At 64.1% G+C, this 26,781-nt stretch carries 28 protein-coding genes; 10 read left to right on the top strand and 18 right to left on the bottom strand.

Features of this window, described 5'->3' with window-relative positions:
* Nucleotides 1–89: 89 nt before the first annotated feature.
* The 4 genes from VN934_02500 to VN934_02515 all read left to right on the top strand — a co-directional run bounded on the left by VN934_02500 (nt 90) and on the right by VN934_02515 (nt 5,321).
* On the top strand, nt 90–1,490 hold the full coding sequence (locus tag VN934_02500; protein ID HXM17660.1) for a copper amine oxidase N-terminal domain-containing protein: 1,401 nt from the start codon (nt 90–92) through the stop codon (nt 1,488–1,490).
* Between the two features lie 96 nt (nt 1,491–1,586).
* The gene (locus tag VN934_02505; protein ID HXM17661.1) at nt 1,587–2,888 is read left to right on the top strand and encodes a copper amine oxidase N-terminal domain-containing protein; all 1,302 of its coding nucleotides are present in this window, start codon (nt 1,587–1,589) and stop codon (nt 2,886–2,888) included.
* 332 nt (nt 2,889–3,220) lie between these two features.
* Nucleotides 3,221–4,687 carry a copper amine oxidase N-terminal domain-containing protein gene (locus VN934_02510; protein HXM17662.1) on the top strand — a complete coding sequence of 489 codons (1,467 nt, stop codon included), beginning with the start codon at nt 3,221–3,223 and terminating at the stop codon, nt 4,685–4,687.
* Nucleotides 4,688–4,769: 82 nt separating this feature from the next.
* Complete coding sequence (locus VN934_02515; protein HXM17663.1) at nt 4,770–5,321, top strand: hypothetical protein; 552 nt, start codon at nt 4,770–4,772, stop codon at nt 5,319–5,321.
* A 21-nt stretch (nt 5,322–5,342) separates the two neighbouring features.
* On the opposite strand, the gene VN934_02520 is transcribed toward VN934_02515, so the two are convergent.
* Entirely contained in the window at nt 5,343–5,843 is a 501-nt protein-coding gene (locus tag VN934_02520; GenBank protein HXM17664.1) for a hypothetical protein, read from the bottom strand.
* A 200-nt stretch (nt 5,844–6,043) separates the two neighbouring features.
* Between VN934_02520 and VN934_02525 the strand changes: the two genes are divergently transcribed.
* From VN934_02525 to VN934_02535, 3 genes are read left to right on the top strand one after another with little or no spacing between them, the layout of a single operon-like run.
* Nucleotides 6,044–6,658, top strand: a complete 615-nt coding sequence (locus VN934_02525; GenBank protein HXM17665.1) for a DUF4337 family protein — start codon at nt 6,044–6,046, stop codon at nt 6,656–6,658.
* Nucleotides 6,655–7,950 (top strand): hypothetical protein, encoded by a 1,296-nt coding sequence (locus VN934_02530; protein ID HXM17666.1) that lies wholly within the window; start codon nt 6,655–6,657, stop codon nt 7,948–7,950. The genes VN934_02525 and VN934_02530 overlap by 4 nt, the downstream gene beginning before the upstream one ends.
* Before the next feature lie 16 nt (nt 7,951–7,966).
* Nucleotides 7,967–9,013, top strand: coding sequence for a zinc-binding dehydrogenase (locus VN934_02535; protein HXM17667.1), 1,047 nt, complete (start codon nt 7,967–7,969; stop codon nt 9,011–9,013).
* A gap of 39 nt (nt 9,014–9,052) precedes the next feature.
* Here VN934_02535 and VN934_02540 read toward each other — a convergent pair whose 3' ends face one another.
* Genes VN934_02540 through VN934_02580 form a run of 9 tightly spaced genes read right to left on the bottom strand, consistent with a single transcriptional unit; the run spans nt 9,053 to nt 17,846 of the window.
* Entirely contained in the window at nt 9,053–10,696 is a 1,644-nt protein-coding gene (locus VN934_02540) for an ABC transporter substrate-binding protein (protein ID HXM17668.1), read from the bottom strand.
* Entirely contained in the window at nt 10,686–11,879 is a 1,194-nt protein-coding gene (locus tag VN934_02545) for an amidohydrolase family protein (GenBank protein HXM17669.1), read from the bottom strand. The genes VN934_02540 and VN934_02545 overlap by 11 nt, the downstream gene beginning before the upstream one ends.
* The gene (locus VN934_02550) at nt 11,876–13,501 is read right to left on the bottom strand and encodes a retropepsin-like aspartic protease (GenBank protein ID HXM17670.1); all 1,626 of its coding nucleotides are present in this window, start codon (nt 13,499–13,501) and stop codon (nt 11,876–11,878) included. The genes VN934_02545 and VN934_02550 overlap by 4 nt, the downstream gene beginning before the upstream one ends.
* A 35-nt stretch (nt 13,502–13,536) precedes the next feature.
* Nucleotides 13,537–14,448, bottom strand: coding sequence for a hypothetical protein (locus VN934_02555; protein HXM17671.1), 912 nt, complete (start codon nt 14,446–14,448; stop codon nt 13,537–13,539).
* Nucleotides 14,445–15,029: a sulfite oxidase-like oxidoreductase gene (locus VN934_02560; GenBank protein ID HXM17672.1), complete on the bottom strand. Its 585-nt coding sequence runs from the start codon at nt 15,027–15,029 to the stop codon at nt 14,445–14,447. Before VN934_02560 ends, VN934_02555 begins: the two co-directional genes overlap by 4 nt.
* 13 nt (nt 15,030–15,042) lie before the next feature.
* On the bottom strand, nt 15,043–15,708 hold the full coding sequence (gene thiE, locus VN934_02565) for a thiamine phosphate synthase (GenBank protein HXM17673.1): 666 nt from the start codon (nt 15,706–15,708) through the stop codon (nt 15,043–15,045).
* On the bottom strand, nt 15,705–15,905 hold the full coding sequence (gene thiS / locus VN934_02570) for a sulfur carrier protein ThiS (protein ID HXM17674.1): 201 nt from the start codon (nt 15,903–15,905) through the stop codon (nt 15,705–15,707). The genes thiE and thiS overlap by 4 nt, the downstream gene beginning before the upstream one ends.
* A complete protein-coding gene (thiH, locus tag VN934_02575; protein HXM17675.1) occupies nt 15,902–17,059 on the bottom strand; it encodes a 2-iminoacetate synthase ThiH in 1,158 nt (385 codons plus the stop codon). The genes thiS and thiH overlap by 4 nt, the downstream gene beginning before the upstream one ends.
* 4 nt (nt 17,060–17,063) lie before the next feature.
* Nucleotides 17,064–17,846, bottom strand: coding sequence for a thiazole synthase (locus VN934_02580; GenBank protein HXM17676.1), 783 nt, complete (start codon nt 17,844–17,846; stop codon nt 17,064–17,066).
* Between the two features lie 155 nt (nt 17,847–18,001).
* Here VN934_02580 and VN934_02585 point away from each other — a divergent pair, with 155 nt between their 5' ends.
* The gene (locus VN934_02585; protein HXM17677.1) at nt 18,002–18,763 is read left to right on the top strand and encodes a hypothetical protein; all 762 of its coding nucleotides are present in this window, start codon (nt 18,002–18,004) and stop codon (nt 18,761–18,763) included.
* 69 nt (nt 18,764–18,832) lie between these two features.
* Here VN934_02585 and VN934_02590 read toward each other — a convergent pair whose 3' ends face one another.
* Both VN934_02590 and VN934_02595 read right to left on the bottom strand, forming a co-directional pair.
* Complete coding sequence (locus VN934_02590; protein HXM17678.1) at nt 18,833–19,453, bottom strand: hypothetical protein; 621 nt, start codon at nt 19,451–19,453, stop codon at nt 18,833–18,835.
* An 18-nt stretch (nt 19,454–19,471) separates the two neighbouring features.
* Complete coding sequence (locus VN934_02595; GenBank protein HXM17679.1) at nt 19,472–20,485, bottom strand: NAD(P)/FAD-dependent oxidoreductase; 1,014 nt, start codon at nt 20,483–20,485, stop codon at nt 19,472–19,474.
* A 121-nt stretch (nt 20,486–20,606) separates the two neighbouring features.
* Here VN934_02595 and VN934_02600 point away from each other — a divergent pair, with 121 nt between their 5' ends.
* Together VN934_02600 and VN934_02605 are read left to right on the top strand one after the other, a co-directional pair.
* Complete coding sequence (locus tag VN934_02600; protein HXM17680.1) at nt 20,607–21,077, top strand: DoxX family membrane protein; 471 nt, start codon at nt 20,607–20,609, stop codon at nt 21,075–21,077.
* 67 nt (nt 21,078–21,144) lie between these two features.
* Nucleotides 21,145–22,050 carry a hypothetical protein gene (locus tag VN934_02605; GenBank protein ID HXM17681.1) on the top strand — a complete coding sequence of 302 codons (906 nt, stop codon included), beginning with the start codon at nt 21,145–21,147 and terminating at the stop codon, nt 22,048–22,050.
* Nucleotides 22,051–22,060: 10 nt separating this feature from the next.
* On the opposite strand, the gene VN934_02610 is transcribed toward VN934_02605, so the two are convergent.
* From VN934_02610 to VN934_02635, 6 genes are all read right to left on the bottom strand, one after another.
* Nucleotides 22,061–22,831, bottom strand: coding sequence for a hypothetical protein (locus VN934_02610; GenBank protein HXM17682.1), 771 nt, complete (start codon nt 22,829–22,831; stop codon nt 22,061–22,063).
* 25 nt (nt 22,832–22,856) lie between these two features.
* The gene (locus VN934_02615; GenBank protein ID HXM17683.1) at nt 22,857–23,114 is read right to left on the bottom strand and encodes a YciI family protein; all 258 of its coding nucleotides are present in this window, start codon (nt 23,112–23,114) and stop codon (nt 22,857–22,859) included.
* Nucleotides 23,102–25,108, bottom strand: coding sequence for an ATP-dependent Clp protease ATP-binding subunit (locus VN934_02620; GenBank protein ID HXM17684.1), 2,007 nt, complete (start codon nt 25,106–25,108; stop codon nt 23,102–23,104). The genes VN934_02615 and VN934_02620 overlap by 13 nt, the downstream gene beginning before the upstream one ends.
* Nucleotides 25,105–25,734 (bottom strand): CoA pyrophosphatase, encoded by a 630-nt coding sequence (locus VN934_02625; GenBank protein HXM17685.1) that lies wholly within the window; start codon nt 25,732–25,734, stop codon nt 25,105–25,107. The genes VN934_02620 and VN934_02625 overlap by 4 nt, the downstream gene beginning before the upstream one ends.
* Nucleotides 25,704–25,913, bottom strand: coding sequence for a Fe-S cluster assembly protein IscX (gene iscX / locus VN934_02630; protein ID HXM17686.1), 210 nt, complete (start codon nt 25,911–25,913; stop codon nt 25,704–25,706). Before iscX ends, VN934_02625 begins: the two co-directional genes overlap by 31 nt.
* Nucleotides 25,914–25,998: 85 nt before the next feature.
* Complete coding sequence (locus VN934_02635) at nt 25,999–26,775, bottom strand: enoyl-ACP reductase (protein ID HXM17687.1); 777 nt, start codon at nt 26,773–26,775, stop codon at nt 25,999–26,001.
* Nucleotides 26,776–26,781 lie beyond the last annotated feature (6 nt).

Consider the following 26,781-nt stretch of genomic DNA (forward strand, 5'->3'; position numbering starts at 1 on the left):
CTGCCAAGGCATGCGCCGAGGCGGGAGCCTGCAGTTCGCCGACGCACCCTAGCGGTGGCGCCGGTACTAGAGAAACCGAGGAGGGTAATTTGAGGAAGTTTCACACGAGCCTTATGGTCGCGGCGCTCGCAACGGCGGCTTTCGTCGTTTCGGGTTTCGCGCCGAGTTTCGCGGATAACGTTGGAACCGGATTGGCAACAACGGCAACAACCGGCGCGCAAGTCGCCGACGCTATGGCGAATTTCGGCACGCCGCCGTCCGGCGAGATCCCTATTATATTCAACGATCACCACGTGTACGCGAAGCCGGACACTCTCACGCAAAACCGCGTGCTTGCCGCGATAGTGAAGAACGGCACGATTATGGTGCCGCTGCGCAGCATGTTCGAACAGATGGGCGCAACGGTATCATATAATGCCGCCAGCAAATCGGTGACCGCGCAAAAGGCCGGCGCCTCCGTCCAGGTGACGCTCGGCAAAGCCGAAGCCGTTATCAACGGCGAAACGCGTCCGTTAGACGTGCCGCCCATGATGTACAAGGGCGTGCTCGTCGTGCCGGTGCGCGTCATCTCTGAATCCCTCGGCGCATACGTACAGTGGGTGCCGGATCGCCGCATCTGCGTCGTCCGTTACATCCCGCCGACGCCTGTGCCGCTCCCGCCGCCGACGGTTGCTCCGACCGCGCCGCCGACGCCGGCACCAACGCCGACGCCTGTGCCGGTCATTATCGTACCGTACAACGGCTTCGTCGACATCGCGTATGCGACCGGCAAGAACTACAACGAGTTCTCGGCCGGCAACACCGACAAGGGCGGCGCCTATCAAGCACACGGCGCGCTGCTGTTCAACCCGTTCGCGATCAAGGTCGACTATCGCCAGGATCAGTACGATACCACGCTCAACTGCCAGCCGCCGAACGCGGCCGATCCGAACTATGCCCTGCTCTGCCGCCAGTATTTCCAAATCGCGGCCGCCGCAGGTCAGCCGCTCACGTGCTTCTTCACGATTGACGGCGGCACGGATTGCGCGCGACAGTTCCGGGCGCGACAAAACACGCTCGATGGCCGCCTCGAGTTCAAGGTCTTCAATCCCCACTTCTACATCGGCGCGGCATACATGAGCGACACGAACAACTATGGGTATCCGCGCATCAACGGCTTCGGCTTCGGCGCGGAGAAATTGCCCGACTTCAACAACACTTCGGCGTTGAGCTACTACGCCTCGGCGTTCTACTACCCGAGCATGAGTGGCAACTACACCGTTCCAGCCGTCAATCAGTTCGGCATCCCGAGCGCCAACGCCGGACTGGTCTTCAAACAACAGTTCCAGATCACGAAATACGACGTCGGACTCACATACAAGTTCGGCAACGCCCCGACTGGGCTGTACATCCTCGTCGGCTACTCTGGAGACCGATGGACCGTCAAGACGAATGCGCCCGTCGGCCAGTCGCACGGTGGACCGTACGCCGGGTTAGGCATCCACTTCTAAACGACACCACGACTGCAAGCGGCGTCCCACCGGGCGCCGCTTGTTCTTTCTGAAACGGCGCGAGCGAGAACCCGCATCGTCTTTAGGAGATGACTCATGAAATCGCAGATGGTGATGGCCGCGACGGCCCTCTTTTTGCTTGCCGGCAGCGCACCGTCATTCGCCGACGCTATGGCGAATTTCGGCACGCCGCCGTCCGGCGAGATCCCGATTCTTTTCAACGATCACCACGTGTACGCGAAGCCGGATACGCTCGCGCAAAACCGCGTGCTTGCCGCGCTGGTCAAAAACGGCACGATCATGGTGCCCTTGCGCAGCATGTTCGAACAGATGGGCGCGACGGTTTCGTGGAACGCCGCGAGCAAGACCGCCACGGCGCAAAAGCCTGGTGCGTCGGTGCAGGTCACGATCGGCAAGAACGCAGCGGTGATCAACGGCGAGACCCGCCCCCTTGACGTGCCGCCCGAGATCTACAAAGGTTCGGTCGTCGTGCCGGTGCGCGTGATGTCGGAATCCCTCGGCGCGTACGTGCAGTGGGTTCCGGATCGGCGCATCTGCGTCGTCCGCTACATACCGCCGACGCCGGTGCCGACCGCACCGCCGACGGTTGCTCCGACCGCGCCGCCGACGCCGGCACCGACGCCGACGCCGACTCCAGCTCCGATCGCGCCGAGTTACCACGGCTTCATTCAAGGCGCGTATTCGTTCAGTAAGATCTCCAACGAGTTCGCGGCCCAGCAGACCTCCACGGGCAGCTACATCGCGTCCGGCGCGTATCTGTGGGATCCGTTCGCGGTCAAAGTCGATTTCCGTTACGACCAATACCAGACGACGACCAACGGCACGATTCTGCTTCCAGACAACGTCGGTCCGATCTGCAACCCGACCAATCCGCCGGCGCCCTTCACGCCTGGCGCGCCCGCCACGTTCTTCAACACGATCGACGGCGGCAGGTGCTTCACCAATCCGTTCAAAGCACGGCAGTCGTGGCTTACCGGCGCGCTTGAATACAAAGTGGCCGAACCGCACATCATGATCGGCGCCGACTACTTGAGCGCCAACAACAACTACGGCTATCCGCGCTTGAGCGGCTGGGGCTTCGGCCTCGAGAAACTGCCCGAATTCACCAGCCAGCTGAGCTGGCACGCATCGGGCTTCTATCATCCGTCGGTCACCGGGAGCTACGTGGTGAACGATCCAGCCAGTCCGAATTTCGGCCTCAGCTTCAGACAGCAGTATCACGTCTGGACGTACGACGTCGGCCTGGACTACCTGTTCGGCAGGTCGCCGCTGTACTTGTACCTCGGCTTCAACGGGGACCAGTACACGGCCAACACCAACGCGCCGGTCAACCAGACGCACGCGGGTCCGTACGCCGGCATCGGCATCCGGTTCTAACGAAGCGGATCTGAAAACGATGAGGCGGACGGCTCGCTAAAGAGCCGCCCGCCTCGTTTATTCGGGCATGTCCCGCGCTGCCGCCCTTGGCCAGCGGGAGGGCTTGCCCCCTTCGCAGTGAAAAGGACCATGATGCGGCCCTCGAGCGGCGTTTCCGTTCGCATGAGGTTGCCTATTTGGGGCGCGATCCTCCCGTTTGGCTTCGCTTGGGCGGGGTAAACCGGAAGCGTGTCCCTCGCCGGACGAGCTGTTGCGGCACCCTGCCGGGTCGATCGTTGCTCGCCGCGAGAAATCTTAGATTTCATGTCACTCATCGCCAGGAGGGTAACAGGTTGAAAAAACTCCACGTCGCGGCCTTCGTAGCGGCATTGTTTGTCGTCACGGGGATCGCACCCAGCTTCGCTGACGGTAAGGCTGTCAACGTTGCCGCGGTCAAAGCGACGACCGTGTCCGGAACGGCAACTTTGGCAACGTCCGGCACGCAGATCGCTGACGCCATGTCGGCAAACTTCGGCACTCCGCCATCGGGCGAGATCCCGATCCTCTACAACGACCACCACGTCTATGCCAAGCCCGACGAGCTCAAACAGAATCGCGTGCTCGCCGCTCTGGTACGCAACGGCGTGATTTTGGTTCCGCTTCGCAGCATGTTCGAGCAGATGGGCGCGACCGTTTCGTGGAACGCCGCGAGCAAGACCGCCACTGCCCAAAAGACGGGCGCGTCGGTACAGGTCACGGTTGGCAAGAACGAAGCTGTGATCAACGGCGAGGCCCGCCCGCTTGACGTGCCGCCCGAAATCTACAAAGGCTCGGTCGTCGTGCCAGTGCGCGTGATGTCGGAATCCCTCGGTGCATACGTGCAGTGGGTTCCGGACCGCCGCATCTGCGTCGTCCGCTATATACCGCCGACGCCGGTGCCGACGGCACCGCCCACAGCGCCGCCGACGGCTCCTCCGACCCTTGCTCCGACGCCTACGCCGACCCCGACGCCGGTTCGCTATCGTGGCTTCCTGCAGGCTGGCCTAACAGCCGGCAAGGTGTACAACGCCTATGCCGCCGGACAAAAGGATGAGGGCAAGTCGTACGTCGCGGCCGGTGCGTACCTGAGCGGTGAGTTCGCCTTCAAGGGCGACTTCCGTCAGGACCACTACTCCACGACGGTCAACGGCGTGCTGCCGCCTGACACCACGTTCTTGGCTTCGACCTTCGACGCGGTGTGCGATCCGTCATCACAAGACGCCGGTGGACCGATTCCCGTAGGCGCCCCGGTGACGTTCTTCAGCACGCTTGACGGCGGAACGTGTTTCATCGCGCCCACCCAACAGAAAGCGGCGACCGTCGACGGCCGTGTAGAGTATCGGATCTGGAAGCCGTACTACTACATCGGCGTCAGCTACATCCAGGCCGCGAACAACTACGGCGACCCCGCCATCCGCGGCGTCGGCGCAGGTCTGGAAGCGCTGCCCAAACTGAACAATCCGGGCGGGTTGAGCCTATTCGGTTCGGTGTTCGACTACCCGGCGGCCCAGGCCACGTACACGGTCGTGGATCCGGAAAGTCCGAACGACACGAACCAGTACCGCCTGCGCTACAACATCATCAAATACGATGCGGGAGTTTCCTACAATTTCGGCTCGTCGCCGTTCTACATCTACGGCGGGTTTAGCGGAGACCGCTTCACCGGTAATAGCAACACGATCACCGTGGGGTCGGGTTCGACTCCGCCAGCGGTGACGCCGCCCAAGCCGTACAACCAGACGCACTCCGGCCCGTACATCGGACTTGGCTTCAAGTTCTAATCAGCGGGTCCACTGCGAAAAGCGGCGCTCCCTTTGCGGGGGGCGCCGTTTTCTTGTGTTGAAGGCGACTGTTATGCGGTATATGCGGCTCGGATTGTTCGCCCTGACCCTGTGGTGCGCGCTGGCTACCGCAGCACTCGCGGGCCAGCCCTACGACAGCGGCGTTTGGACGGAGATCGCGATCACCAAGCACCCGTTGGCGGCGAGCTCAGCGCCGGTCGATGAGTATTTCGGACCGCAGCGGCTCAGCAATCTGGGCATGCGCAACATGCTCCACTTCATGACGCTCGAGGGCACTTCGCCGCTGGCTCTTCCCGGTCAGATGGCCAACATCGAAGGCCTGAGCGCCGGCCTTGCGGAGTGGGCGGACAAGTATCCGCGCGATCGCTGGCTGCCCGATTCGATCCTGAAGTTCGCCGAGTTTCTGCAGTCGAAGGCGCGCCCGTTCACGGACGTGGCTGCGGTCGGCTACCTGTTGTTGTTAGAGGATCGATACGCCGCCACCCCAGCGGGGCGCGAAGCGGCGAAAATCGTCCAGACGTATCATCACACACCGGATTTCGACGTCGCGGAGCTGCCGATCGTGAGCGCAAAGGAAACGGCAGCCGGCGTTTTGCCTCGCCGGCTGCGGTGACCGAGCCCGGGTAGATCTTCCTTAAGGGTATTTCGGCGGCAGGATCTGCTGTTGCGTGGGCGCGGGCGCTGCACCCGGCCGCGGGGCGACGGCCATCTCTGTTTCATGGCGCGCTATTCCCGCCCAGCGCGATTTCGGGAAGAGCCGGAAGAGCAATCCTCGGCAGCGATCCGCCGCGGCGTTACCTTCGTTCGTGTGCGTGCGCCAGAGCAAATGCGATAGATCGTATGCTCGCTTCGGGATCCAGTTGTCTTGCGGGTATTTCCGTGACCAGTCGCGCAGCGCATCTTCTGCGTCGAGCAGCCCGTTCAAAAGCCGAGACGCCAGTTCGGGGTTGTACGATTCGCGGATGCCGGTGTCGCGGATCGTGTTGTCGATCCCCAGGGTGCTCATCTTCATGCGGCCGAAATACTCGTCCGCTGGGGCTACCCGATAGCGGGCGTCTGCCGGTGTGGCGGTCGCGAACGCAACCGCTGCGAGCAGCGTCGCGAAGGCGAGAACCGTCAAATTTCGAGTCATCATAATGCTAAAAGCACCTCGTGTTCATTATATAAGATATCGGACGGCGGTGACGGTGCCACCAGTCACTGTGCCAGCAGTCACTTTCTCCCCCAAGGCGAGCGTGGCTAAACTTGCCCGCCCTGCCGCCCAGCGACCGCAGGCCGGTTCGGGACGCGGGTCTAAAATGGAACGCTCAGGCATGAGCGATCGGAGGCGGTGAGATGTCGGAGCCATATAGCGCCAAGGAAGGCTTGGAACATGCCGAGCGTGCGCAAGAGGCTTTGCGCGGCGAGGGCGGAGATGACGGACGCGGCGAGGCGGGTCGCATCGAACATGCGCTCCTCAGAGCCGTTCCGCTCGCTGCGGCGATCTTGGCCGTGTTCGCCGGACTTTCGAGTCTGTACGCGGGCAGGCTTGCAGAAACGATGCTATCCTTGAAGAACGAAGGCATTCTTGCGCAAGCGAAGGCATCGGACACGTGGTCGGAATATCAGGCAGACAGTTTGAAGAAGCACGTCGCGGACACCGCGTCGCTGCTGGCAGCCACGCCTGCGCTGAGGCAGAAGTTCGCTGCCGATGCCAAGATGTATCAAGCCCGGCAAAATCCGCTCAAGATCGAGGCGCTTAAACTCACCGACGAGCGCATCACCTCGATGGAGCGCGCGGAAAAATTTGAGAGTCGCAAGCTGCTGATCGACGTCGCGGTCGCGCTGTTCCAAATCGCGATCGTGATGGCGTCGGTCTCCGCGATGGTCCGGCGGCCGGCGCTGTTCTACATAGCGTTGGTGGTCGGGGTGGTCGCCGCGGTGTTCGGCGTCATCGGCCTGCTGTCTTGATCTTTCTCGCCGCCGCGGCTGCGGCCATCGCCGTTGACGGCGCGAGCGCGCCGCGCGGCGTCGCTCCCACGCTGCCCGACTTCGCGCCGCGGGTGGCGATCGAGCCGATCGATGCGGTCGTGTTCGGCGGGAATGCCTTGCCCTTCGCGGCGTTTGTCACCGGCGGCCAGTTCGGCAAACAACAGCCGGTACGCTGGCAAGTCGTCGGCCCCGGCAGCATCGCCAGCAATGGACTTTTCGTCGCGCCTATCGGAGTCGATTCGGCGATCATCGCGGCCGGTGTCGACGGCACGGCGTCCGCGGTCGACGTGGCCATCGCGCGTCCGCCTCCGGATCAGCCGCTCGTCTTGATCTCGTGTTACGAGGGCGATGCGGTTGACGTCCGGGATCCAGCCGATTTCCGCCGGCTCGGCGAGGTGCAGGCGGGACCGCTCGCTTCGGGCATCGCGGTCGACGCGAGCCGGCGCACCGCGTTCGTGGCCGCCCGCGAGAGGGTCTTCGGGCTGGATCTTGCGCGCATGACCGCGATCGCCTCTGCGCCGATCGCAGGCGCGCGTTTTTCGGGCGTCGCTGCGCTGGCGGGCGGTCTTTATGCCGCGACCGACAACAACGCCGCCGCTGGAGCGCCCGGCGTGAGACTCTTCAGAATCGATTCGTTCGGCGCGCCTCTGCTCGTCGGCAGCGTTGCGGCCGGCGAGACGCCCGAGGGCATCGTCGCCTCCGCGGACGGTTCCACATTTTTCGTCACCAACGTCAATAGCGGGGAGCTGATGCGCTTCGACGTGCGCGGCGGTACGGCGCTGCTGCGCTCGCGGGTCCCCACGGGAACGCGGCCTTTCGGCGTCGCGCTCGACGAACGGCATGGGCTGCTCTTCGTGGCGGACAACGACACGCCGGTGATCAGCGGCAATCGATCGCGCCCGGGACTCGAGATCTTCCTCACGCGGACGCTGCAGCGCATCGGCGCGCCGATCGTGACCGGTTCGCCCAATTCTTTGCCCATCGGCGTAGCGGTGGACACCGGCACCTCTCGCCTCTTCGTCACCAACGAAGGCGATGACGACGTCGTGGTATATGCGCTGCCCAGCATGCGACGCCTAGCCGTGTTGCCTACCGGCAGGGCGCCATGGGCTCCGCGCATCGATCCGCTTCGACACCGTCTGTACGTGCCCGGCGCGCGCAGCGACAGCGTGGATGTTTACGATACCCGAAGCTTGCATCGGATCGGCGCGCGCATCAAGACGTGTCAGTACCCGACTAGTTTAGGGCTCGTTGAAAGGAAGGCACATTGATGAGGAAGTCGCGCTGATGCGAGCGTTGTACGCTGCGAAGCTCGGCGGGGACACGCCGCTTGACAACCTCGTGCTCGGCGAGCGACCCGAGCCGGCCGCGGGGCCGGGCGAGGTCAGGGTGCGCGTGCGGGCGGCAACGCTCAACCATCATGATTTTTGGACGCTCAAAGGAGTCGTCGGCTATCCGATCACTCCACCCAGGATCTTGGGGTGCGATGCTGCCGGCGTCGTCGACTCGTATGGCGGCGAGAGACCGGCCTGGGCGCCGGAGGTCGGCGCCGAAGTCGCCGTCTACCCGATGCGCTTTTGCGGAAAATGCCGAGTGTGCCAAAGCGGTGGGGACCCGATGCTTTGCCGCAAGTTCGAAATGCTCAGCGACGGCGATTTTGAGGGCTCGTTCGCAGAGTTCGTCACGGTGCCGGCTGAAAACGCGATCCCGAAGCCGGCGCATCTGACGATGGAGGAGACCGCCGCCCTCGGCGTGGCGTACCTGACCGCATATCGTATGCTTTTCACAAAGGCCGCATTGCGCCCCGGACACTCGGTGTTGGTGCAAGGCGCGGGCGGCGGGTTGGGCACGGCGGCGATCTCCCTCGCCGCGGCGGCCGGCGTCACCGTCTTCGCCTCGTCGCGCTCAGAGGCAAAACTTGAAGGCGCAAAGCGCCTCGGCGCGGCGTACGCGGTGCCGGCCGGGAGAGACGCGGCCAAGTCGATCATGGGCCTGACCGATGGCTATGGCGTCGACGCGGTGATCGAATCGGTCGGCGAGCCGACGTGGCAGACGAGCTTGCGGGCCGTCCGTCAGGGCGGCGCGATCGTCGTCGCCGGCGCAACCGGGGGCCCGAACCCGCCAGCCGACCTCGGGCGCGTGTTCTGGCGCCAGTTGCGCATCCTGGGCTCAACCATGGGGTCGCTCGACGAGTTCACCGCGCTGTTGCGCTTCGTCGAGCGAGCGCGGACAAAGCCGCTGATCGAAAAGGTTTATCCGATGGCGGAGGCTCGCGCAGCGTTCGAGCGGCTCGCCTCCGGCGAGCAGACGGGCAAACTGGCCCTCACGATTTGATAAACACCGGCTTAATGTAGCCACGGACGGATATACAACTCAGATCTGCCACTCGTACGAGTTCCAAAAGTCGCTGACGGCCGGAGCGGGCTTGAAATTCTTCATATCGGTGTTCACCGCATCGATGTTCACCCGCCATACGATCGTGTGGCGCGGCATGACATCGTGCACGCGGTGCTGGATCGTCACGTAATATCTGCGGCGTGTCGCGCGGTCGTAGTTGACGCGCCCGCCTTCTTGCGCTTTCCCGATCACCGGGTCGTCGAGGAACGTGTAGTTCGTGCCGGTCGGCGGGATCTGATCTGGACCGATCGTCTGCGTATCGTCGGGATCCGGCACGGTATAGCTCCACGCGAAAAGCGACAGATCGAATTTGCCGCGCGCCAGGACGCCGTTGAACCCATAGGTCGCGAACAAGATGTTCGCGTGATAGTTGCGTATGTCGAGCGCGATGCCAACGTCTTTGAGCTCGGCCTGGATGAACTCCTCGACCTTCGCGCGCGTCGTGATGCCGGTGACCGTCGTGATGCCGATGCGGAACGTCCGCCCGTCCTTTTGAAGAATGCCGTCTCGACCCGGCGACCAGCCGGCTTGCGCGAGCAGCGCGCGCGCCTTTACCGGGTCGTACGGATACGGCTTGACCGAAGGATCGTACGCCCATGACGTGGGTGGCGTGTCGGCGATGCCCGGCGTGTCGATGCCTTGGTAGACCTTGTCGGCCAGTTGCTTCCAATCGATGGCGAACGCGATAGCCTGGCGCACCCGGACGTCGTCCAACGGCGGCCTTCGGCAGTTGAATTCGATGTGCTCAAAATTCTGGTTGGGGACCGCGGTCACGCGCACGCCCGGCGTGGCTTTCAGCAGCGCGTACTGCGTCTCGGGCGCATCGAAATAGAAATCGACGTCGTGACTGCGCACGCTCGTAAGCAGGGTGTTTTGATCCGGGATGATGCGATAAACAACGCGCCTGAGCTTCGGCGCGCCGCGCCAGTAGCGCGGGTTGGCCCGCAGCTCGAGCTGCACGCCCGGCTGCCATTTGTCGACGATGAAGGGACCGCTGCCGACTGGATTCGTGTTGAACGCGACCTTGTTGAGGTCCGAGTACTTGTCGAGCAGATGCTTGGGTAGGATCGCGCTCGTAGTGCCGTTGCGCATGAAGGTGGCGACCAGGAAGGCAAGCGGCGCTTTGAGGCGCAGGATGACGGTATACGGGTCGGGCGTGTCGATCGTGTCGACGTCATCGTACGGGTAGCGCACCGCCACGTTGTTCGCGGGATTCATGATCTGCTGCCACGTGAATTTCACATCGGCGGACGTGAGCGGCGCGCCGTCCGAGAACAGCACGCCGTGACGCAGATGGTATGTCACCGTCTTGCCGTCTTCGCTCACGCCGCCGTTTTGGCGCGTCGGAAAGGAGAGCGCGACGTCAGGGATCGGGTTGCCGTGGTCGTCGTAGTCGATCAACCCGGAGAACAGCATCTGCGCGACGTCGGACACGAAGAGCTGGTTGGACAGCAGCGGATTGAGATGGTCGAGGTCCTCGTACGAGCCGATGCGCAAGACGCCGTGGACCGTCCATGCGTTGACGGCATTGCCGGAGTTGACGCTCGAAGAGATCTTCGTGCAGCCGACCGCCGCGACCAGCGCCAGCGCCAGCGCTGCCAGCAACAGTTTAGGCCGCATGCCAGATGCCCCGCGTCATGACGCCCCGCACGCGCGCGAGCGCGCGGATATCCTTTCGCGGATCGCCGTCCACGGCGATCAAATCCGCCGACTTACCGGCGCTGAGCGTGCCCAATTCATTCGAGAGCCCGAGCGCTTCTGCGGCGCCGCTGGTCGCAGCGCGCAGCGCATGCTCCGCAGACATCCCGAGCTTCACCATCAGCTCGAGCTCTACCGCGAAAGCCGCGTGATGATTGAACGGGGTGCCCGCGTCGGTTCCGGTGACGATCGGGATGTTTCGTTTGAGCGCCCGCTTGAAGCTCTCGCGGTGCGCCTCATACACTTCCGTCGTCTTGCGCACGACGTAGGCGGGCAGCTTGTCGAGGTTCTCGTGCAAGAAGTGCGGGGCGCACAGCGTCGGCACGTACGTCGCGCCGGTCTTCTGGAACAGGCGCAGCGCTTCGTCATCGAGATAGCAGCCATGCTCGATCGTGTCGACGCCGGCGCGCAGCGCATTCTTGATGCCGGCGTTGCCGATAGCGTGGGCGGCGACGCGGCGCCCGGCTTTGTGCGCCTCTGCCACCGCCACCTCCAGCTCGTCCTCATCCAACTGCGAACTGCCGACTTCGACGCCGGGCGATAGCACGCCGCCGGTCGCGATCACCTTGATGCAATCCGCGCCGCGCTTCAGATTCAAGCGCACGGCTTTGCGCATCTCGTTCGGACCATCCGACTCATGGCCCAAGAACCAGCCGTGGCCGCCCGTCATGCACACGAGCTTGCCGGCCGCCACGATGCGGGGGCCGGGGATCCAGCCTCGCACAATCGCGTCGCGCACCGCGATCGCGGCGGCGAACTTGTTGCCGAGGTCGCGCACAGTCGTCACGCCGGCGAGCAGCGTCCGTCGCGCGCTGTCCGCCGCGAGCAGCACCGATGTCTGCTCGTCCAGCATCGTGATGAAAGCCATGAACTCAGGCCCGCAATCCGAATCGAGGTGCGCGTGCAGGTTGATCATACCGGGCATGACCGTGTTGCGGCTCGCGTCGATCTCCACCGCGCCTTTGGCGAGCTTCTGGACCCGGGCTCGCGGTCCGGCGGCCCGGATGCGCCCGTCCTCGACGAGCACGGCGCCGTTGGACACCGGCGCGCTTGCTGCGTCCACGATCAGCAGACGCGAGGTGATGACGGCGCGCGTGCGCGTCAACGGCTGCCCTTCTGGCTCAGCAACAGGGCGTTCTTCTGCAAAAGGACTCGGCCGCGGCCGTAGTCGAGAAAGACGTTGAAGTATTGGAGGATGGGACTGCCGATCAGGCCGTCTTCGTCTTCGCCTTCGAGAGCCCGCGCCGAATGCGTGAGATAGATCATTTGGCGCCCGAAATCGACGCCGCCGAATTGAAGATCGCTCACTTCGACCGGCAATTGCTGCACGTTGCCGCCGACGCCGATGCCGTGGAAGTCCGGAGAGGCTATCCGTTCTGCCCTTCCGCCGCCCATGTCGGCCACCGCGCTGGGATGCTCGTTTGCGAATTCGGAGAAGACCACCACGAAACTCGAGCCGGTGTCGAGCAAGAAGTGCTCGCCGCGCTGATTCCCCAACACCGCGCTGCAGAACGGCACGCCGTCGTCGAGCGCGACGTTGAACGGCTTGGCGTTGTCGGGCGGCGTGAATTGCGACGGGTCCATCGCATCGACCGTGCCGTGTTCGTAGTCGATGCGGATCACGGCGCTGTCGAGAAAATCGAACCCGAGCAAGCCGACGATCTTCGTCGACACCAGCGTATTGGCTTCGAAGGGCAGCGTCGACACTACGACGTTGCGCATGCTAAGATCGCCGACGCGAATCAAAGGCACGACCGCCTTGGAGCGATCGAAGGTGCCCGCGATCGTCTGCGTGGCCTTGCCGAGCGTGGGCAAATGCAGCTCGTTTGCGACCGTGCTGTCGAGCGCGATGCCGCTGGCGCCGGAGTCCAGCAGAAAATCCAGACCGCGGCCATCGATCGTGATGCGGACGTAGATGCGTCCTCGGATGATCTGCGCCGGCAGCCGGACGCGCGACGTACCCGCTGGAAATTCCACGAGCCGTCTCGCGTCGGGCGGAATGTCGAGGTCTGACGCAGCGATCTTGACGTCATGCGCCATGCTGGTCAGCGTCCAGTCACCGTCGTTTAAGGGCCTTCCGTCGGAGCTGTGAAAATGCCAGGCGATGTTCTGGCCGTCCACGGGGCGGTAGTCGTCGTAGGTCGTAGTCTCGCGCCGCTCGGCGACGACTTCTTCTTCGCGCACGACCAAGCCGGTTTTCTGGTCGAAGAACAGCCATTCGAGCCGGCCGCCCGGAGGCTTGAGCTCCATAACATAGGCGCCCTCAGGCGAAGAACTCTGCCCGAGGAGGCGTACGCCAGGTCCTGGATTTTCCGGATGATCGAGCGCGTACTCGAGCGCGCGCTCGCTGATGTCCGTTCGCTGGTGGATGCCTTGCCGTTTGATGGTGAGTCCGTTTTCGTTCTGGCTCCAGCTTTGCCCGTGCCTTCGGCCGGCGCGCGTGACGAAGGGGCCGAGAATCATCGCGGCGCTGTAGTCCTCACTCAGCCCTACCTCCCGGTACGTCCCTTCGAGACCGCGCTCCACGACCCGCCAGTCTTGTGAGTATGAAGAGAACTCTTTGTCGGACCTGCCTTGAGCCGTTTTGAAATGGCGCAGAACCGCGGCAAGACTCGTTTGAGTCGGCTCGATGTTCGACGGCGCTTGATCGACCGTATCCGCGAGCACGCCCAGCGGCATCAGGGCAAAGCACAGCAGGCCCAAGATCGCGGCGAGGCGGACGCTCATGAGTCGCGGCTTCGACTAGGCCCTTCGGACCTCCGTCAGCGAGTAGGCGGGCGGCGCAGACCCACGCTGAAATAGCCGACTAGACCTGCGCCGAGCATCAACAGGCCCGCGAAGAACGGGATGGGGGCGGGTGCCGACGCGACGCTGACGACCGGGTACTTGCCGAGCGCGAAGGTCAAGGTCACGCCACGCGCCCGGTAGGGCTTGCCGCTGATGGTGACGCCCTGCGAGACGACGCCGCCGTTCTCTTCTGCGACTTGCAGCAGCACGAACGGCGTGGTTATTCCCCGCTCGGGCAGCCCGCTGTAGTACACGACCTGAACCGTTCGATGCAGCGCGGGCACGGCAAACGCGTCGATGTGCTGAGCCCCGCGCTGCAGCGGAAATAACAGGTACGGCGAGACGAAGGTGGCGCCGTTCGGCTGCGTGACGGTCATGGGCAAGCCTTTCGCCGAGCGCGCGGCGACGTACGCGATCGGCGTCAAGCGCGCGGTGAAGACGTACGCGCCAAGGCGGACTTCCTGATCGGGCCCGAGCCGCGCGCGGCCCGCTCCCGCAGAGACGGCGACCTCGCTCGGGGCGTCGTTCGCTGCAAGCCGCTGAGCCGAAACCTCCGGATAACTGATGGCGGCGCCGGGCCCGACCGGGTAGAACTGCCCCGGGACTCCCTGAACCACGTGCGGCGGTCCGACCAGAAAGGCGGCGACGACCATCGATCCCGCAAGCAGCGCGCCGCCGAGCGCTCCGAGCGCAGCGAAACCCTCTGCTCTCGTGCGCGCCCGAACGCTCGCGATGCCTTGGGCCAACAAAAGCAGTCCGACCAGCAGCGCGAGGACGGCGAAGACCCACGTGTGAAAAACTGCCAGAAAAGGCCGCACTTCAAAGACTGCGGCGCCGGCGGCGGTCACGATCGCGAGGGCCAGAGCCGGCGCCCCGGCCCGCGTCACCAGTAGCGTTCTTCCTTCCAGGGGTCGGCGTCGTTGTTATAACCGCGCAACTCCCAAAACCCCGGGCGATCGTCGTTGAGGAACTCGACGCCGTTGCACCACTTCGTGCTTTTCCAGAAATAGCGCTTCGGCGCGAACATGCGCATCGGACCGCCGTGGATGGGCTCAAGCGGCTCACCTTCGTACTTGTAGGCGAACAAAACGTCGTCTCCGCTTGCTATCGAGAGCGGCAGGTTTGCGCTGTAGCCGCCGGCCCCATGCGTGAGCACAAAACGAACGCCCGGCTTCGGCTTGCCGATGCTCACGATCTCCGAAAACGGAACGCCTTCCCACGTCGTGTCGAATTTCGTCCAGCGCGTGACGCAATGGATATCGGTTCGGACGATCTTGGTGGGCAGGCTTGTGAACTTCTCCCAGTCCAGCTCGACCGGGTTGTCCACCTCGCCGCCGATGCGGAAGCGCCAGGTCTTTGGATCGAAACGGGGCACCTCGCCGACCTGCAGCACCGGAAAGTCGCGCACAGCGTATTGGCCGGGCGGCAGCCGTGAAGCGAGGACGTCGTCGAGCTTCTCTCGAGCCATGCCGTATCGTTGTTCAGGAACGGAGCGCTGGACCTTCCGCGTCCATGGCCGCCAGCATGGCGGCCGCCGCGGCCCGCGGATCTTCTGCCTGCGCGATCCAGCGAAGCACGGATGCGCGCGTGCCTCCGGCGCGCACAACACCGGCGATGGTATCCGGCTCGAGTCCACCGATCGCGAAAAACGGCAGGCCCGCGTTGGCGGCCGCATGCTCGATGAGTTCGGCCCCGACGGCCGACCGGCCAGGCTTGGTCGGCGTCTCGAAGATCGGACCGACGCCGATGTAGTCCACGGCAAGCCGCCGCGCAGCGTCGATCTGCTCTCGCGAGTGGGTGGACAACCCGACGATGCGGCCCTTGCCCAAGAGCGCGCGGGCCGACTCGACCGGCAGATCGTCCTGGCCGAGGTGCACGCCGTCGGCTTTCGCGGCGAGACAGATGTCAACGCGATCGTTGAGGATGAAGGGGATCCGCAAGCGCGCACAGGCCCGCGCACAGCGCCGCGCGACGTCGAGCAATTCCGAATCGGATAGGCGCTTTTCGCGCAGCTGCACCATGCCGACCCCGCCCGCAACCGCTTGCTCCAGAAAGTCTTCGAGCGGTGAGACGCACGGCGTCGAGTCGGTGATGAGGTAGAGCCGCACGGCGCCGATGCGGGCGTCGGCCTGCACCGGCGGCGTCATCCTCCTCCGACCATCTGAGCGATCTCTAGGCGATCGCCTTCGCGCAGCGGCGTGGTGGAAAAACTATCCCGCTCGAGCGGCTCGCCGTTGCGCTCGATGATCACCTGCAACGGCTCGAGACGAAGCTCGCGAAGCAGGTCGCTGACGGAGGCGCCGTCACGCAGCGCGCACGGCTTGCCGTTCGCATGCACGTTCATGGCGTCGTCATCGTCCGTGCTTCCCTCGCAACGCCGCGAGCCGCGGGGGAAGCCATGACTTCCCAATCCTTGAACACCGGATCGTAACCGAGCTCGCGCAGCCGCGCCGCCACTTCTTGCGGCGTACGCGTGTCCTCGAGTTCGAATTGCTCGCCGGCGCTGCCGGGCTCACCGTATCCGCCCGGCTCGGTGCTCGAACCGGCGCTCATCAGCGTCACGCCAAGGGGCACGAGTCGATCGCGCAGCGCGGGTGCCTCGCGGGTCGAAAGCGCGATGCCCGCCGTCGGCAGCGCCAAGCGCAAGAAGCACAACATGTGGACGAAGTCCCGATCATCGATGGGATGCTTCGGCACGTACCCGCCCTCCGCGTGGTTGATGCGGGGCAAGGACAAATTGATCTGCGCGCGCCAACAGTTGCGTTCGAGGTAGCGGGCGTGTGCGACCAGAGCAAGAGCTTCGAAGCGCCAATCCGCCAGGCCTAACAGCGCGCCGATGCCGAGATGGCGGATGCCGCCTTGCGATGCTCGCTCGGGTGCGTCAAGGCGCCAGTGGTATTGCTTCTTCGGGCCGCCCAGATGGTGCGCGGCGTAGGCGTCGGAATCGTACGTCTCTTGGTAGAGCACCACGCCGTCGCAGCCGGCGTCTGCATACATCCGGTACTGCTCGACTTCCGTGGCGGCGATCTCCAGCGCGACATACGGGGCCAGCCTCTTCGTCTCGCGTACGCATTGCGCCACATATTCGACGCTGATGCGTTTGGGGTGCTCCGCCGAGACCAGCAGGATGTTGCGCATGCCGCGGCCCGCGAGCGTGCGCGCTTCGCGCACGACCTCGTCGATGCGCAGCGTGCGCCGCTTGATGTCGAGTCCCATCGAAAAGCCGCAGTACGTGCACGTGCACACGCACTCGTTGCTCAGATACAGCGGAGCATACAACCCGATCGTCCTGCCGAAGCGCGCTACCGTGGCGGCATGCGCCGCCTGTGCAAGTTCCTCGAGGCTTGCGCCGCCGCATTCGGAGAGCAACGCGGCAGTTTGCTCGAGCGTCGGCGCGCCCTGCGCGGCAGCGCCGCGGACGGCGTCGGCGTCCGCGCGCGCGCCGCGCGCGAGCGCGCGTGCGATCGCTGCCGGGTCGAATTCCGTCGAAAAAGGCATGGCTCTACTCGAGGAAGCCTGTGAGCGGACTCGATGCCGTGGCGAGCGGCAGTTCAGGGGCGCGCCCTGCGAGGCGCGACATCCGCCCGGCCTCGACCCCGAGTTTGAACGCGCGAGCCATGCGTGCCGGTTGCGCGGCTGCCGCGATCGCGGTATTGACGAGCACCGCATCTGCGCCCATCTCCATCGCGGCAGAAGCGTGCGAGGGCACGCCCAGACCCGCGTCGACGATGACTGGCACGCGCGCCTGCTCGATGATGATCGCGATGGCGGCTTCCATTTTCAATCCACGCCCCGAGCCGATCGGTGCGGCAAGCGGCATGACCGCGGCGACGCCGACTTCTTCAAGGCGCTTGGCCAGCACCGGGTCGGCGTGGATGTACGGCAGCACGACGAAGCCTTCTTTGACGAGCGCTTCGCACGCTTTGAGCGTGTCCACGGGATCCGGCATGAGGTAGCGCGGATCGGGGATGACCTCGACTTTCACCCACGCCGGGAGGCCGGCGGAGCGAGCCAGACGCGCGAGGCGCACCGCTTCATCCGCATCGGCGGCGCCCGAAGTGTTCGGCACGATGAGGTAGCGCTCGCGATCGATGAAATCTGTTATCGGATTGCTCGGCGAGTCGAGCTCCACGCGCCGAAGCGCTACCGTGACGAGTTCCGCGCCGGAGGCGGCAAGCGCATCTGCCATCAACTCCGGGCTCGCGAACTTGCCCGTGCCGACGATGAGGCGCGAACGGAACGTCCGGCCGCCAAGTTCGAACAGGTCGGTCACTGCTTCTGCCACATACTCCTCCGGGATTGTTTCCGTTCTGCGGGATGTCGCGACAATCCCGGCTCGCGAACAGTCGCAGGGGAAACGCCCTAGCGCTAGGAACGGCCACTCCTACCGTTCGTTTCGCTCGGAGTTTCGGCTTTTCGCCCTCTGCCCAAGGAGGCCCAATGGCTACTGCTCCTCAGATCGACGCTGTCAACGAATTCCAGAACCTGTTCAAGATGTTGTTCAAAGGCCAGAACTGGATGCTGGCTCTGCCCATCCTCATCGGCTTCATCGTGGCCGGCATCGTGCTGGGCATCGTCTTCTTCATCGCGATCGCCCCGCTGTTGGGCGCGGCCATGATGAGCGGCAACAACAGCGCTGCGAACGCCGGCGCGGCCGGGCTAGGTTTCCTCAGCATTGTGCTCATCGGGATCGGCTGTCTCGTCGCCATCGTGCTCATCATGCTGACCTACGCGTGGGCGATCGAAGCAGCCGAACCAATGTGGGGCGGCGGCGCGCCTGATATCGGCGGCGGCATCGGCCGCGCGATGGGCAAACTTGGCCCCGTGGCCATCGGCGGAGGAATCGTCGCGATCGTGATGCTGCTGCTCGGCATCACGTTCATCGGACCGATCATCTGGGGATTCTTCTGCCTCTACGTCCTCCCTCTGATCGTGCTCGGCAACGAGGGCGGCACCGGCGCCATCGGCGCGTCGATCAAGTTGGTGCGCGAGAATCTCGGACCCACCTTGATGCTGCTGCTGGGGCTGATCGTCGTGGGCATTGCCGGCGGCATCGTCAACGCGATCCTCGGCATCATCCCGATCCTCGGGCACATCGTGGCTTTGGCCGTCAGCTCGGTCTTGGGCGCCTTCAACGTCCTGGCGATCGTGCGCTGGTACAAACTGCTCACCCACACGGGGACGGCGGTCGTCCCGACCTAAGACCGATGTAGCGTTCCGAACGAAGTTCGGATGTTGGGCGCAACCCTTCTGGGGCTGCGCCTCTTCTTTTTACTTGAAGACGCTATCTGGGATGTTGGGGTTGAGCGAATAGCTCTCGAAATCGGCGACCACGTGCGCTTTATATGATGGAAAGTTGAAGTCGCCGACCTGCCGGCTCGGCAACAGATAGCGCCCGCGCCGGCCGTTGCTCGTATCGACGTGGATCGTCGAACCGTCGCGGTAGAGCCAATCCTCATGGATCTCCGCATAGGTGCGGGGATCGACCGCGATCGCTGCATGGTCGAGGCTGCCTTCTGATTTCGGGGTCAAGAGAAGCACGATTGCCGTCGGCGCCGCGTCGCCGCCGCTCACCACGTCTACCCCATACTCCTTCGGCCACGATTCGGGCGTGCCGCGCGTGGCATAGAAGTGCTTGAATTGCTGGGCCGACTTCGGCAACGAATCGAAGACCAGCAGCGCTTTATCGGGTCGCTTGAAATAGTACGTCGCGTTCAGCCGGAACGGCAGCGTGATGAAGCTGTGCACCTTGATGTAGAAGTGCACGCGCGCGGTATACGAACGCAACGGAGCGTTGAGCGCCGTCATGCGCTCGAGCACTTGGCCCGCGCTTGGACCGTGCTGCGGCGCCGCTGAGAACAGCAAGAGCAGCGCGGCGGCGATCGCTTCCATCGGCTGGATCGAAATGCGCTACGGCTTGGCGCCGACTTTGGCGGAGATCGGCAGCGTCAAGTTGCTCGAGTGCACGGGCTGTACTTTCTGGCTCGGATCCATGTAATTGATCGCCTGGTTGACCGCGATGGCGGCCTCGGACGTGCCGCACGCGATCAGTTTGAGTTTGCCCGGATGCGAGATCACGTCGCCGGCCGCATAGATGCCCTTCACGTTGGTCTCTTGCGTGGCGGTGTTGACCTTGATGCCGCTGCCTTCGATCTCGATGCCCCACTTCTTCACTTCACCCAGGTCGGAGACGAAGCCGAGCGCGCACAGGATCATGTCGGTGGGCACGCGTGTCTCTTCTTTCGACTTGGTGTTGACGATCGTCACCGCCTCGACCTTGCCGTCGCCGTGCACTTCCTTGATCTCGTGGTCGGGCTGATGGATCGCGCTGACCGACGCGCGCAGCTGCCCGACCGTATGGGGATGCGCGCGGAACTGCGAGCGGTGCACCACGTCGACCGATTTCGCTTTCTTCGCGATGGCGAGCGCGTAGTCGACCGCCGAGTCGCCGCCGCCCACCACCACCACGCGCTTGTCCGCGAAGTCGTCGAAGTTGCGCGCGTAGTACGTCAAGCCTTTGCCTTCGAACTGCTCGGCGGTCGGGGCCGCGAGCTTGCGCGGCGTGAAGGCGCCGATGCCAGAGCACAGGACGACGGTCTTGCTCAAGTGCTCGGTTTTGTCGGTCGTCACTTTGATGTTGCCGTCGGGCAGTTTTTCGATGTGCTGCACGCGCTCTTCGAGGCATACCGCGTGCGGCCACTGCATGGCCTGCTCGATGCATGCTTTCACCAGATCCGCTCCAAGGATAGCGGGGTAGCCGGGCATGTCGTAGATCCATTTTTCCGGGTACAGCGCATAGAGCTGGCCGCCCAATTCAGGCAAAGCATCGATGACCTTGGCTTTGGCCCCGCGCATGCCCGCATAGAAAAGAGCGAAGAGGCCCGACGGGCCGCCGCCGATCGCGGTTATATCGAACAGTTCCACGCTCTAGGTATTAGACGCGAGGCCGGTCTTTCTTCTCAAGCGAGCTCAAAGGTAGCACCGCGCTGGAAGTTGTAGGCATCGACCTTCAGGGCCATGCGATCCGCTTAAGGAGGAATAGCCTGTGGCAACCTCTTCCGGCTCCAACAACGCCTGGCTTGCGGTGCTCCGCATCTTCACCGGCATCTTTTGGCTTTATCACGGATACGGCAAACTGACTAACCCGGAGTGGTCGGCGCCGAACGGCCTGATGGTCCAGATCGTGCAGAACATGATCAAAGACACGAGCGGGCCGTACCACGATTTCGTCGTCAACGTCGTGCTCACGCACGTGCAAGTGGTCGCGAACCTCGTCGCTTGGGGCGAACTGCTCGTCGGCGTCTCGCTGCTCCTCGGACTGCTCACCATCGCCGGCGGCATCGGCGGCGCTTTCCTGGCGCTGCAATACTTCATCGCGAAGGGCTCGTTCATGACGCTGGCCGGCTGGACGGCCTTCGATATGTTCACGGCGGTCGTGAGTCTCGTGTGCGCGCTTGCGCCGGGCGCGAGAACGTTTTCGCTCGATGCTCTGCTGTTCAGGGGCAGGCGACGCTAGGTAGCGGCCGTCGAGGCGCAGAAATCTAGCAGGCTTCTTCAATTCGTTTCAGCTTTGGAGGTCTTCGATGCTGACCAAGGTCCACCGGCCCACCCTCGACGATCTGTCGCTGATGCCCGGCAAGCGAGCGCGCTTGCACCGCATGCTCTACGAATACGGCCCGGGCAACGGCACGCTCTTGATGCTGCCGATCGATCAAGGCATCGAGCACGGACCGGTGGATTTCTTCGACAATCCGGAGAGCATCGACCAGGACTACATCTTTCGACTCGCCATCGAGGGCAATTACTCGGGCATCGCGATGCACATCGGACTGGCGAAGAAATACTTCTCGAAGTATGCCGGTAAGATCCCATTGCTTCTGAAGGTCAACGGCAAGACCAATGTCCCAAACGACGACGAAGCATTTTCACCGATGACGTCCAGCGTCGAGGACGCGGTGCGGTTGGGTGGGGACGCGATCGGCTACACGCTGTACGTGGGCAGTCCGCGGCAGGACGAGGACATCGCGCAACTCAACCGGGTGCGCCAAGATTGCGACCGCTACGGCATGCCGCTTTTCTTATGGTCGTATCCGCGCGGCAAGGCCATGAAGGAAAAGGGCGGCAACGATACGCTTTACGCGGTGGACTACGCGGCGCGTTTGGCGTGCGAGCTGGGCGCCGACGTCGTCAAACTCAACGTACCCAAGGTAGACGAGAACCTCGACAAGCAGCCTAAGCCCTACAACACGCTGCACCTCAGCGAGGAAGCGGCGATCGCCAAGGTCGTCAAGTCGGCGGGCAACACGCTTGTGTTGATCTCGGGCGGCAGCAAGGTCGGCGACGAAGACGTGATTCGCAAGGCCCGGATCGCCATGGACGCAGGAGTCACCGGGCTTATCTTCGGTCGCAATCTGTGGCAGCGCAAGTGGGATGACTCGCTAGCCATGACCGGCCGCATCCACGACATCCTGAAGGCCTACTCCGCCTAGCACCGGGCTGCTAGGTCGAAGGGCTCGGCACCGGCGCAGACGGGGTGTCAGACGCGATCGTCAACAGACCGTAGAAGCGGACGACGGCTAACGCGATGTAGCCGTTTAAGATGCCTTGAATGGCGAGCTGCACAAGGATTCCAACCCAGGGAATAAAACCCAAGACGAACTGCGGGATGAACGCGGCGATCGAAACGACGATGAATGCCAACACCAGCACCATCGTCTCGGCGGCGTTTCGGCTTACTAGTCTGAAGGAGTCGGCGATCGCCTGCGTCGCGGAGCGATTGCCAAGAACGATGAAGGCCGGGCCATATATCAAAAGGACGGCGATGATAATCGGACCGACGATCGTGATCAATGATATGAGAACCATCACGAGGATCAGCAGTTGAAACGCGGCCAACTGCAGCAGTTTTGAAACGGCTCGGTTGAAGCCCCGGTCGAAAGCCGGATCGCCGTCGGCCCAAACGGGGTCGGCCGCTGCTAACGTCCACGCATAGGCGAATGCGTTCACAATGCTGGCGACGACGATGGCGAGAACAAAGACCAGGATGATCGTCGCGATTTGAGTCGGCGTTATGTCGGGTGGCTTCGATGACGCGCTTGTCGCAGCCGGCAAGATCGTGGGGCCAATGACGAGGAGAAAGGCGCCCGCACCAAGCATGGCACCGACGATCTGCCCGACAACCACCGGTAGGCCAAGCAGCCAGTTGCGCTTTTGAAACAGCTTCTTGAATGCGTTCGTCGCCTCGGCGACGGGTTCGAACGGAGCGGCCACGACGTTTGACCTGTCTTTTCGTGCGCTAGCCGGCGGTTGATTTCCAGGGGCGCAGCGTGATGCGCAGGTGCGCCTCCTGATACGGATCGTTGGCGACGAAATCGCGCGCGGCGGCTTCATCCGGCAGTTTGAGGATATACATGCCGCCTTTGCCGTCCTCGAAGGGACCTGATTCGGTGACGACGCCCCTTTGCCGGGCCGCCTCGATATAAGCGCGATGGCGATCCAACACCTTGGCGCGCGCTTCCATATCCGTGTAGTCCACTAGCACTACGTAGCGCATAGTTGCAGCGTGATGCCTCCTTGAGCGCCGGCTTCCGCCAAGACGCTGTGTCCGCTTCGAAATTCTCCGGCCAGCACCGCTTTGGCCAGCGGCGCGCTTAAGCGGCGTTCGAGCACGCGACGCACCAACCGCCCGCCTTGACGCTGATCTTCGGCTTCAGCCGCCAGTATCTCGAGGGCGGCGTCCGACACCCGCAGCGCGATGCCTTTCTCCGCCGCTGCCGCCACGAGGGGTCGCACTTGCAGGGCGATGATGTGGCGGATCTGCGAACGCCCCAACGGGTGGAAGACGACCGCGTCATCGAGCCGGTTGAGCAATTCGCTCGAAAGATGCTCGCCCACGCGGGAAAGATCGCCCGAACTCGGCGCCGTCGCGGTCAAGATGACGAGCGCGTTGCGGAAATCCACCGCTCGCGATTGCGAATCCGTGAGCCGCCCGTCATCGAGCAGCTGCAGCAGCAGGTCGACGACTTCCGAATGCGCTCGATCGATTTCGTCGAACAGCACGACGCTGTACGGGCGACGGCGCACGGCCTCGGTGAGCTCGCCAGCGCGCTCGTGACCGGAGTAGCCCGGTGGCGCGCCGACCAGCCGCGTCACCGCTAGCGGCTGCGAGAACTCAGACATGTCAAAGCGCAGGAGCGCGTCGTCGCTCCCGAACAACGCCGCCGCGGTGGCTCGCGCCAGCTCCGTCTTGCCGACGCCGGTCGGTCCCACGAATAGGAGCGCGCCCATCGGGCCGCGATGCTCTTTCATGCCGGCGCGCCCGCGGCGCACGCACTCGGCGACAGCTCGCACCGCGTCGTCCTGGCCTACGATGCGCTCGCTCAGCAGATCTTCGAAGCGCAGCAGCCGTTCGGCTTCCCCGCTTTCAAGCGTGTCCAGAGGCACGCCCGTCCAGCCCGAGACGATCCGCGCGATATCCGCCGCGCCCACTTCATGTTCGCCGCGCAGCGCGACCATCGCGCACGCTTCGTCGAGCACGTCAAACGCCTTGTCCGGCAGGTTGCGGTCCATGATATAGCGCGCGCTCAACTGCACGGACGCGGCAAGCGTTTCGTCGGCGATGCGCACGCGATGGTGGTGCTCGTAGCGGTCGCGCGTGCCGCGCAACATCTCCAACGCAGCTTCCGGCGACGGCTCCTCGATGACGATCGGCGCAAAGCGGCGCTCGAGCGCCTCGTCGGACTCTATGTAGCGCCGGTATTCATCGAACGTGGTCGCCCCGATGCAGCGGATCTCGCCGCGCGCCAGCGCTGGTTTGAGCATGTTGGCCGCGTCCACCGTCGAGCCTTCGGCGCTGCCGGCGCCGACGATGGTGTGCAGTTCGTCGATGAACAAGATGACGTCGTCCGGCCAGCGCGCCAGCTCCTCCAGCACGCGATTGAGGCGAGCTTCGAATTCGCCTCGATACTTCGTGCCCGCTACGACGCCGGCGAGCGTCAAGGCCAAAACGCGGCGGCCGATGAGCGTGCGCGGCACGTCGCCCCGCGCCATGCGGCGCGCGAGTCCTTCGACGATGGCCGTCTTGCCGACGCCGGCGTCCCCGATGAGCACCGGATTGTTCTTGTTGCGGCGGGCGAGGATCCGGATGATGCGCTCGATCTCGGTGTCGCGCCCGATGACGGGATCGAGGCGGTTCTCGCTCGCAAGCTGCGTGAGATCGCGCGAAAACGAGTTGAGCATCGGCGTCCGGTGGCGATTGGGAGTCGCGGCGAAGCCGCCGCGAGGGCGCTCGGCGGTCGCGCCTTCAGGCGCCTGAGTCGCGACATCGGGATTCGAGCGCGACAGTCGTTCGGCGAACAGCGCGGCGCCCAAACCTGCGGCGATCGCCGCCAGCGCCGCTCCCCCGAGCACCGCGAGCCCGCTGCGCGTCTGCGCCGCCATGCACTGCGCGCACAGGGAAGCTACTGCGATTTTGCCGCCACGCAATATCGGAGCAGATCCGACCGCAGGCCGTTTGCCGCAACGCTCGCACGCCGCCGCCGCGCTCACCGCGCACCGAACCAGACTTCGAGCAGCTCGTGAAGCATGCGCGCCGTGGCGCCCCAAATGCGCCCACCCGCGACGTCATAGTAGTAGCGCAGGCGGCTCACTCCGCCCCATTCGAGCCACTGCGTGCCACAGGCGCCCGGCGCCGTGAGTTCGCGCAGCGACACGATCACGGGGCGCTCCACCTCGAGCGGATCGCAGATCAACTCGGGCATGCGCGTCAAGTGTCCGACGACCGGCGTGATGATGTAGCTGCTCGCGATCGTGTGGACGTCGTCCAGCTGCCCGAGCAGCGTGACGTCGGCGCGCTGCAACCCCAACTCTTCGTTCGCCTCGCGCAGCGCCGCATCGGTCACGTTCCTATCTTCAGCTTCGATCGAGCCGCCGGGGAAACAAATCTCGCCTTTATGCTCAAGCACGGAGTGGGTTCGCTGGAAGAGGAGCAGGATGAGGTCGTCGTCCGATCCGATGATCGGCACGAGCACCGCCGCTCTCCGGGTGGCAGGTGCGTCGCGCAGCGCAAGCGGGCGGCGCGCGGCGAGCCGTTCCCGCAAGAGCTGGATACCGGGGGCGGCGCCCGCGTGTTTCAGGTGCGAACCTACGTCTTTGGAAGGAGTTCCTCGCGCCATGCGGCGGCGATGCGCTCGAGCGTTCCCTCGTCGACCCGCTCGGGATCGTCTTCGAAATCGTCGAGGTCGGTGACCAATTGCAGCAGCTCGGGCAAGGGCACCTCGCGAGGATCCTTGTCCGGATGAGCCTGCGCCAACTCGAACCCGATGTCTTCAACGTCTTGCCAAGTAAGGCCCATTTAGCTGCTACAACCCCCATGCGTCGCGGCGGACCTTTTGGTTGGGCACCCGTGTGCCGCGAACCTCTGTTCTCCGCTGGATGCGCTACACGATGCCGACGATATTGTAGCCGGCGTCTACGTACAGGACTTGGCCGCTGATGCCGGACGAGAGATCCGAGGCGAGAAACGTCGCGACGTTGCCGACGTCCTCCGCCACCACGTTGCGGCGCAGCGGCGAACGCTTCGCGACCTCCCCGACGATGTTCGTGAAGCCGCTGACCGCTCGAGCCGAGGCGGTCTTGATCGGACCGGCCGAGATAGCGTTGACGCGCACCCCGCCTTCTTCGCCGAGATCGAGCGCCAGATACCGAACGACCGACTCGAGAGCGGCTTTGGCCACCCCCATGACGTTGTAGTTCATGACCGCGCGCACCGACCCCAAATACGTCATCGCCATGACCGACGCGTTGGGGTTGAGGAGCGGCCGCAGCTCCCGGACCAAAGCGACGAGCGAATATGCGCTGATATCGAGCGCCAGCGAAAAACCATCTCGCGTCGTGGCGTAGAATTTGCCGCCGAGTTCTTCCTTGCGCGCAAAAGCCAAGCTGTGCACGAGCGCGTCGAGCTTGATCCCTTTTGATTCCAGCGAGGCGCGCAGCGCGGCGATGCTTTCGTCTTTGCCCACGTCGCAGAGCGTCGTATGCGCGTCGCCCAGCTCCACGCCGAGCTTTTCGACTTCGTCCCTGGTGCGCTCGCCTTCATAGGTGAGCGCGAGAGCGGCCCCGTGCGCGTGAAGCGCCTTTGCGATCGCGTATGCGATGCTCCAGCGGTTCGCCACCCCCATGACGAGCGCGGTCTTGCCCGACAACAGCCGGTCCATGCCCGC

This window comes from Candidatus Tumulicola sp. (genome assembly GCA_035601835.1).
GTDB lineage: Bacteria > Vulcanimicrobiota > Vulcanimicrobiia > Eremiobacterales > Eremiobacteraceae > DATNNM01.

Excerpts from the sequence above, each read along its gene's own strand:
- VN934_02520 (HXM17664.1), bottom strand. The coding sequence starts at position 5,843 with ATGATGACTCGAAATTTGACGGTTCTCGCCTTCGCGACGCTGCTCGCA.
- iscX (HXM17686.1), bottom strand. The coding sequence starts at position 25,913 with ATGGGCCTTACTTGGCAAGACGTTGAAGACATCGGGTTCGAGTTGGCG.
- thiH (HXM17675.1), bottom strand. The coding sequence starts at position 17,059 with ATGCCTTTTTCGACGGAATTCGACCCGGCAGCGATCGCACGCGCGCTC.
- VN934_02585 (HXM17677.1), top strand. The coding sequence starts at position 18,002 with ATGGCTACTGCTCCTCAGATCGACGCTGTCAACGAATTCCAGAACCTG.
- VN934_02625 (HXM17685.1), bottom strand. The coding sequence starts at position 25,734 with ATGGCGCGAGGAACTCCTTCCAAAGACGTAGGTTCGCACCTGAAACAC.
- VN934_02550 (HXM17670.1), bottom strand. The coding sequence starts at position 13,501 with ATGAGCGTCCGCCTCGCCGCGATCTTGGGCCTGCTGTGCTTTGCCCTG.
- VN934_02635 (HXM17687.1), bottom strand. The coding sequence starts at position 26,775 with ATGGACCGGCTGTTGTCGGGCAAGACCGCGCTCGTCATGGGGGTGGCG.
- VN934_02590 (HXM17678.1), bottom strand. The coding sequence starts at position 19,453 with ATGGAAGCGATCGCCGCCGCGCTGCTCTTGCTGTTCTCAGCGGCGCCG.
- VN934_02515 (HXM17663.1), top strand. The coding sequence starts at position 4,770 with ATGCGGCTCGGATTGTTCGCCCTGACCCTGTGGTGCGCGCTGGCTACC.
- VN934_02540 (HXM17668.1), bottom strand. The coding sequence starts at position 10,696 with ATGCGGCCTAAACTGTTGCTGGCAGCGCTGGCGCTGGCGCTGGTCGCG.
- VN934_02525 (HXM17665.1), top strand. The coding sequence starts at position 6,044 with ATGTCGGAGCCATATAGCGCCAAGGAAGGCTTGGAACATGCCGAGCGT.
- thiS (HXM17674.1), bottom strand. The coding sequence starts at position 15,905 with ATGAACGTGCATGCGAACGGCAAGCCGTGCGCGCTGCGTGACGGCGCC.
- VN934_02605 (HXM17681.1), top strand. The coding sequence starts at position 21,145 with ATGCTGACCAAGGTCCACCGGCCCACCCTCGACGATCTGTCGCTGATG.
- VN934_02535 (HXM17667.1), top strand. The coding sequence starts at position 7,967 with ATGCGAGCGTTGTACGCTGCGAAGCTCGGCGGGGACACGCCGCTTGAC.
- VN934_02615 (HXM17683.1), bottom strand. The coding sequence starts at position 23,114 with ATGCGCTACGTAGTGCTAGTGGACTACACGGATATGGAAGCGCGCGCC.
- thiE (HXM17673.1), bottom strand. The coding sequence starts at position 15,708 with ATGACGCCGCCGGTGCAGGCCGACGCCCGCATCGGCGCCGTGCGGCTC.
- VN934_02560 (HXM17672.1), bottom strand. The coding sequence starts at position 15,029 with ATGGCTCGAGAGAAGCTCGACGACGTCCTCGCTTCACGGCTGCCGCCC.
- VN934_02505 (HXM17661.1), top strand. The coding sequence starts at position 1,587 with ATGAAATCGCAGATGGTGATGGCCGCGACGGCCCTCTTTTTGCTTGCC.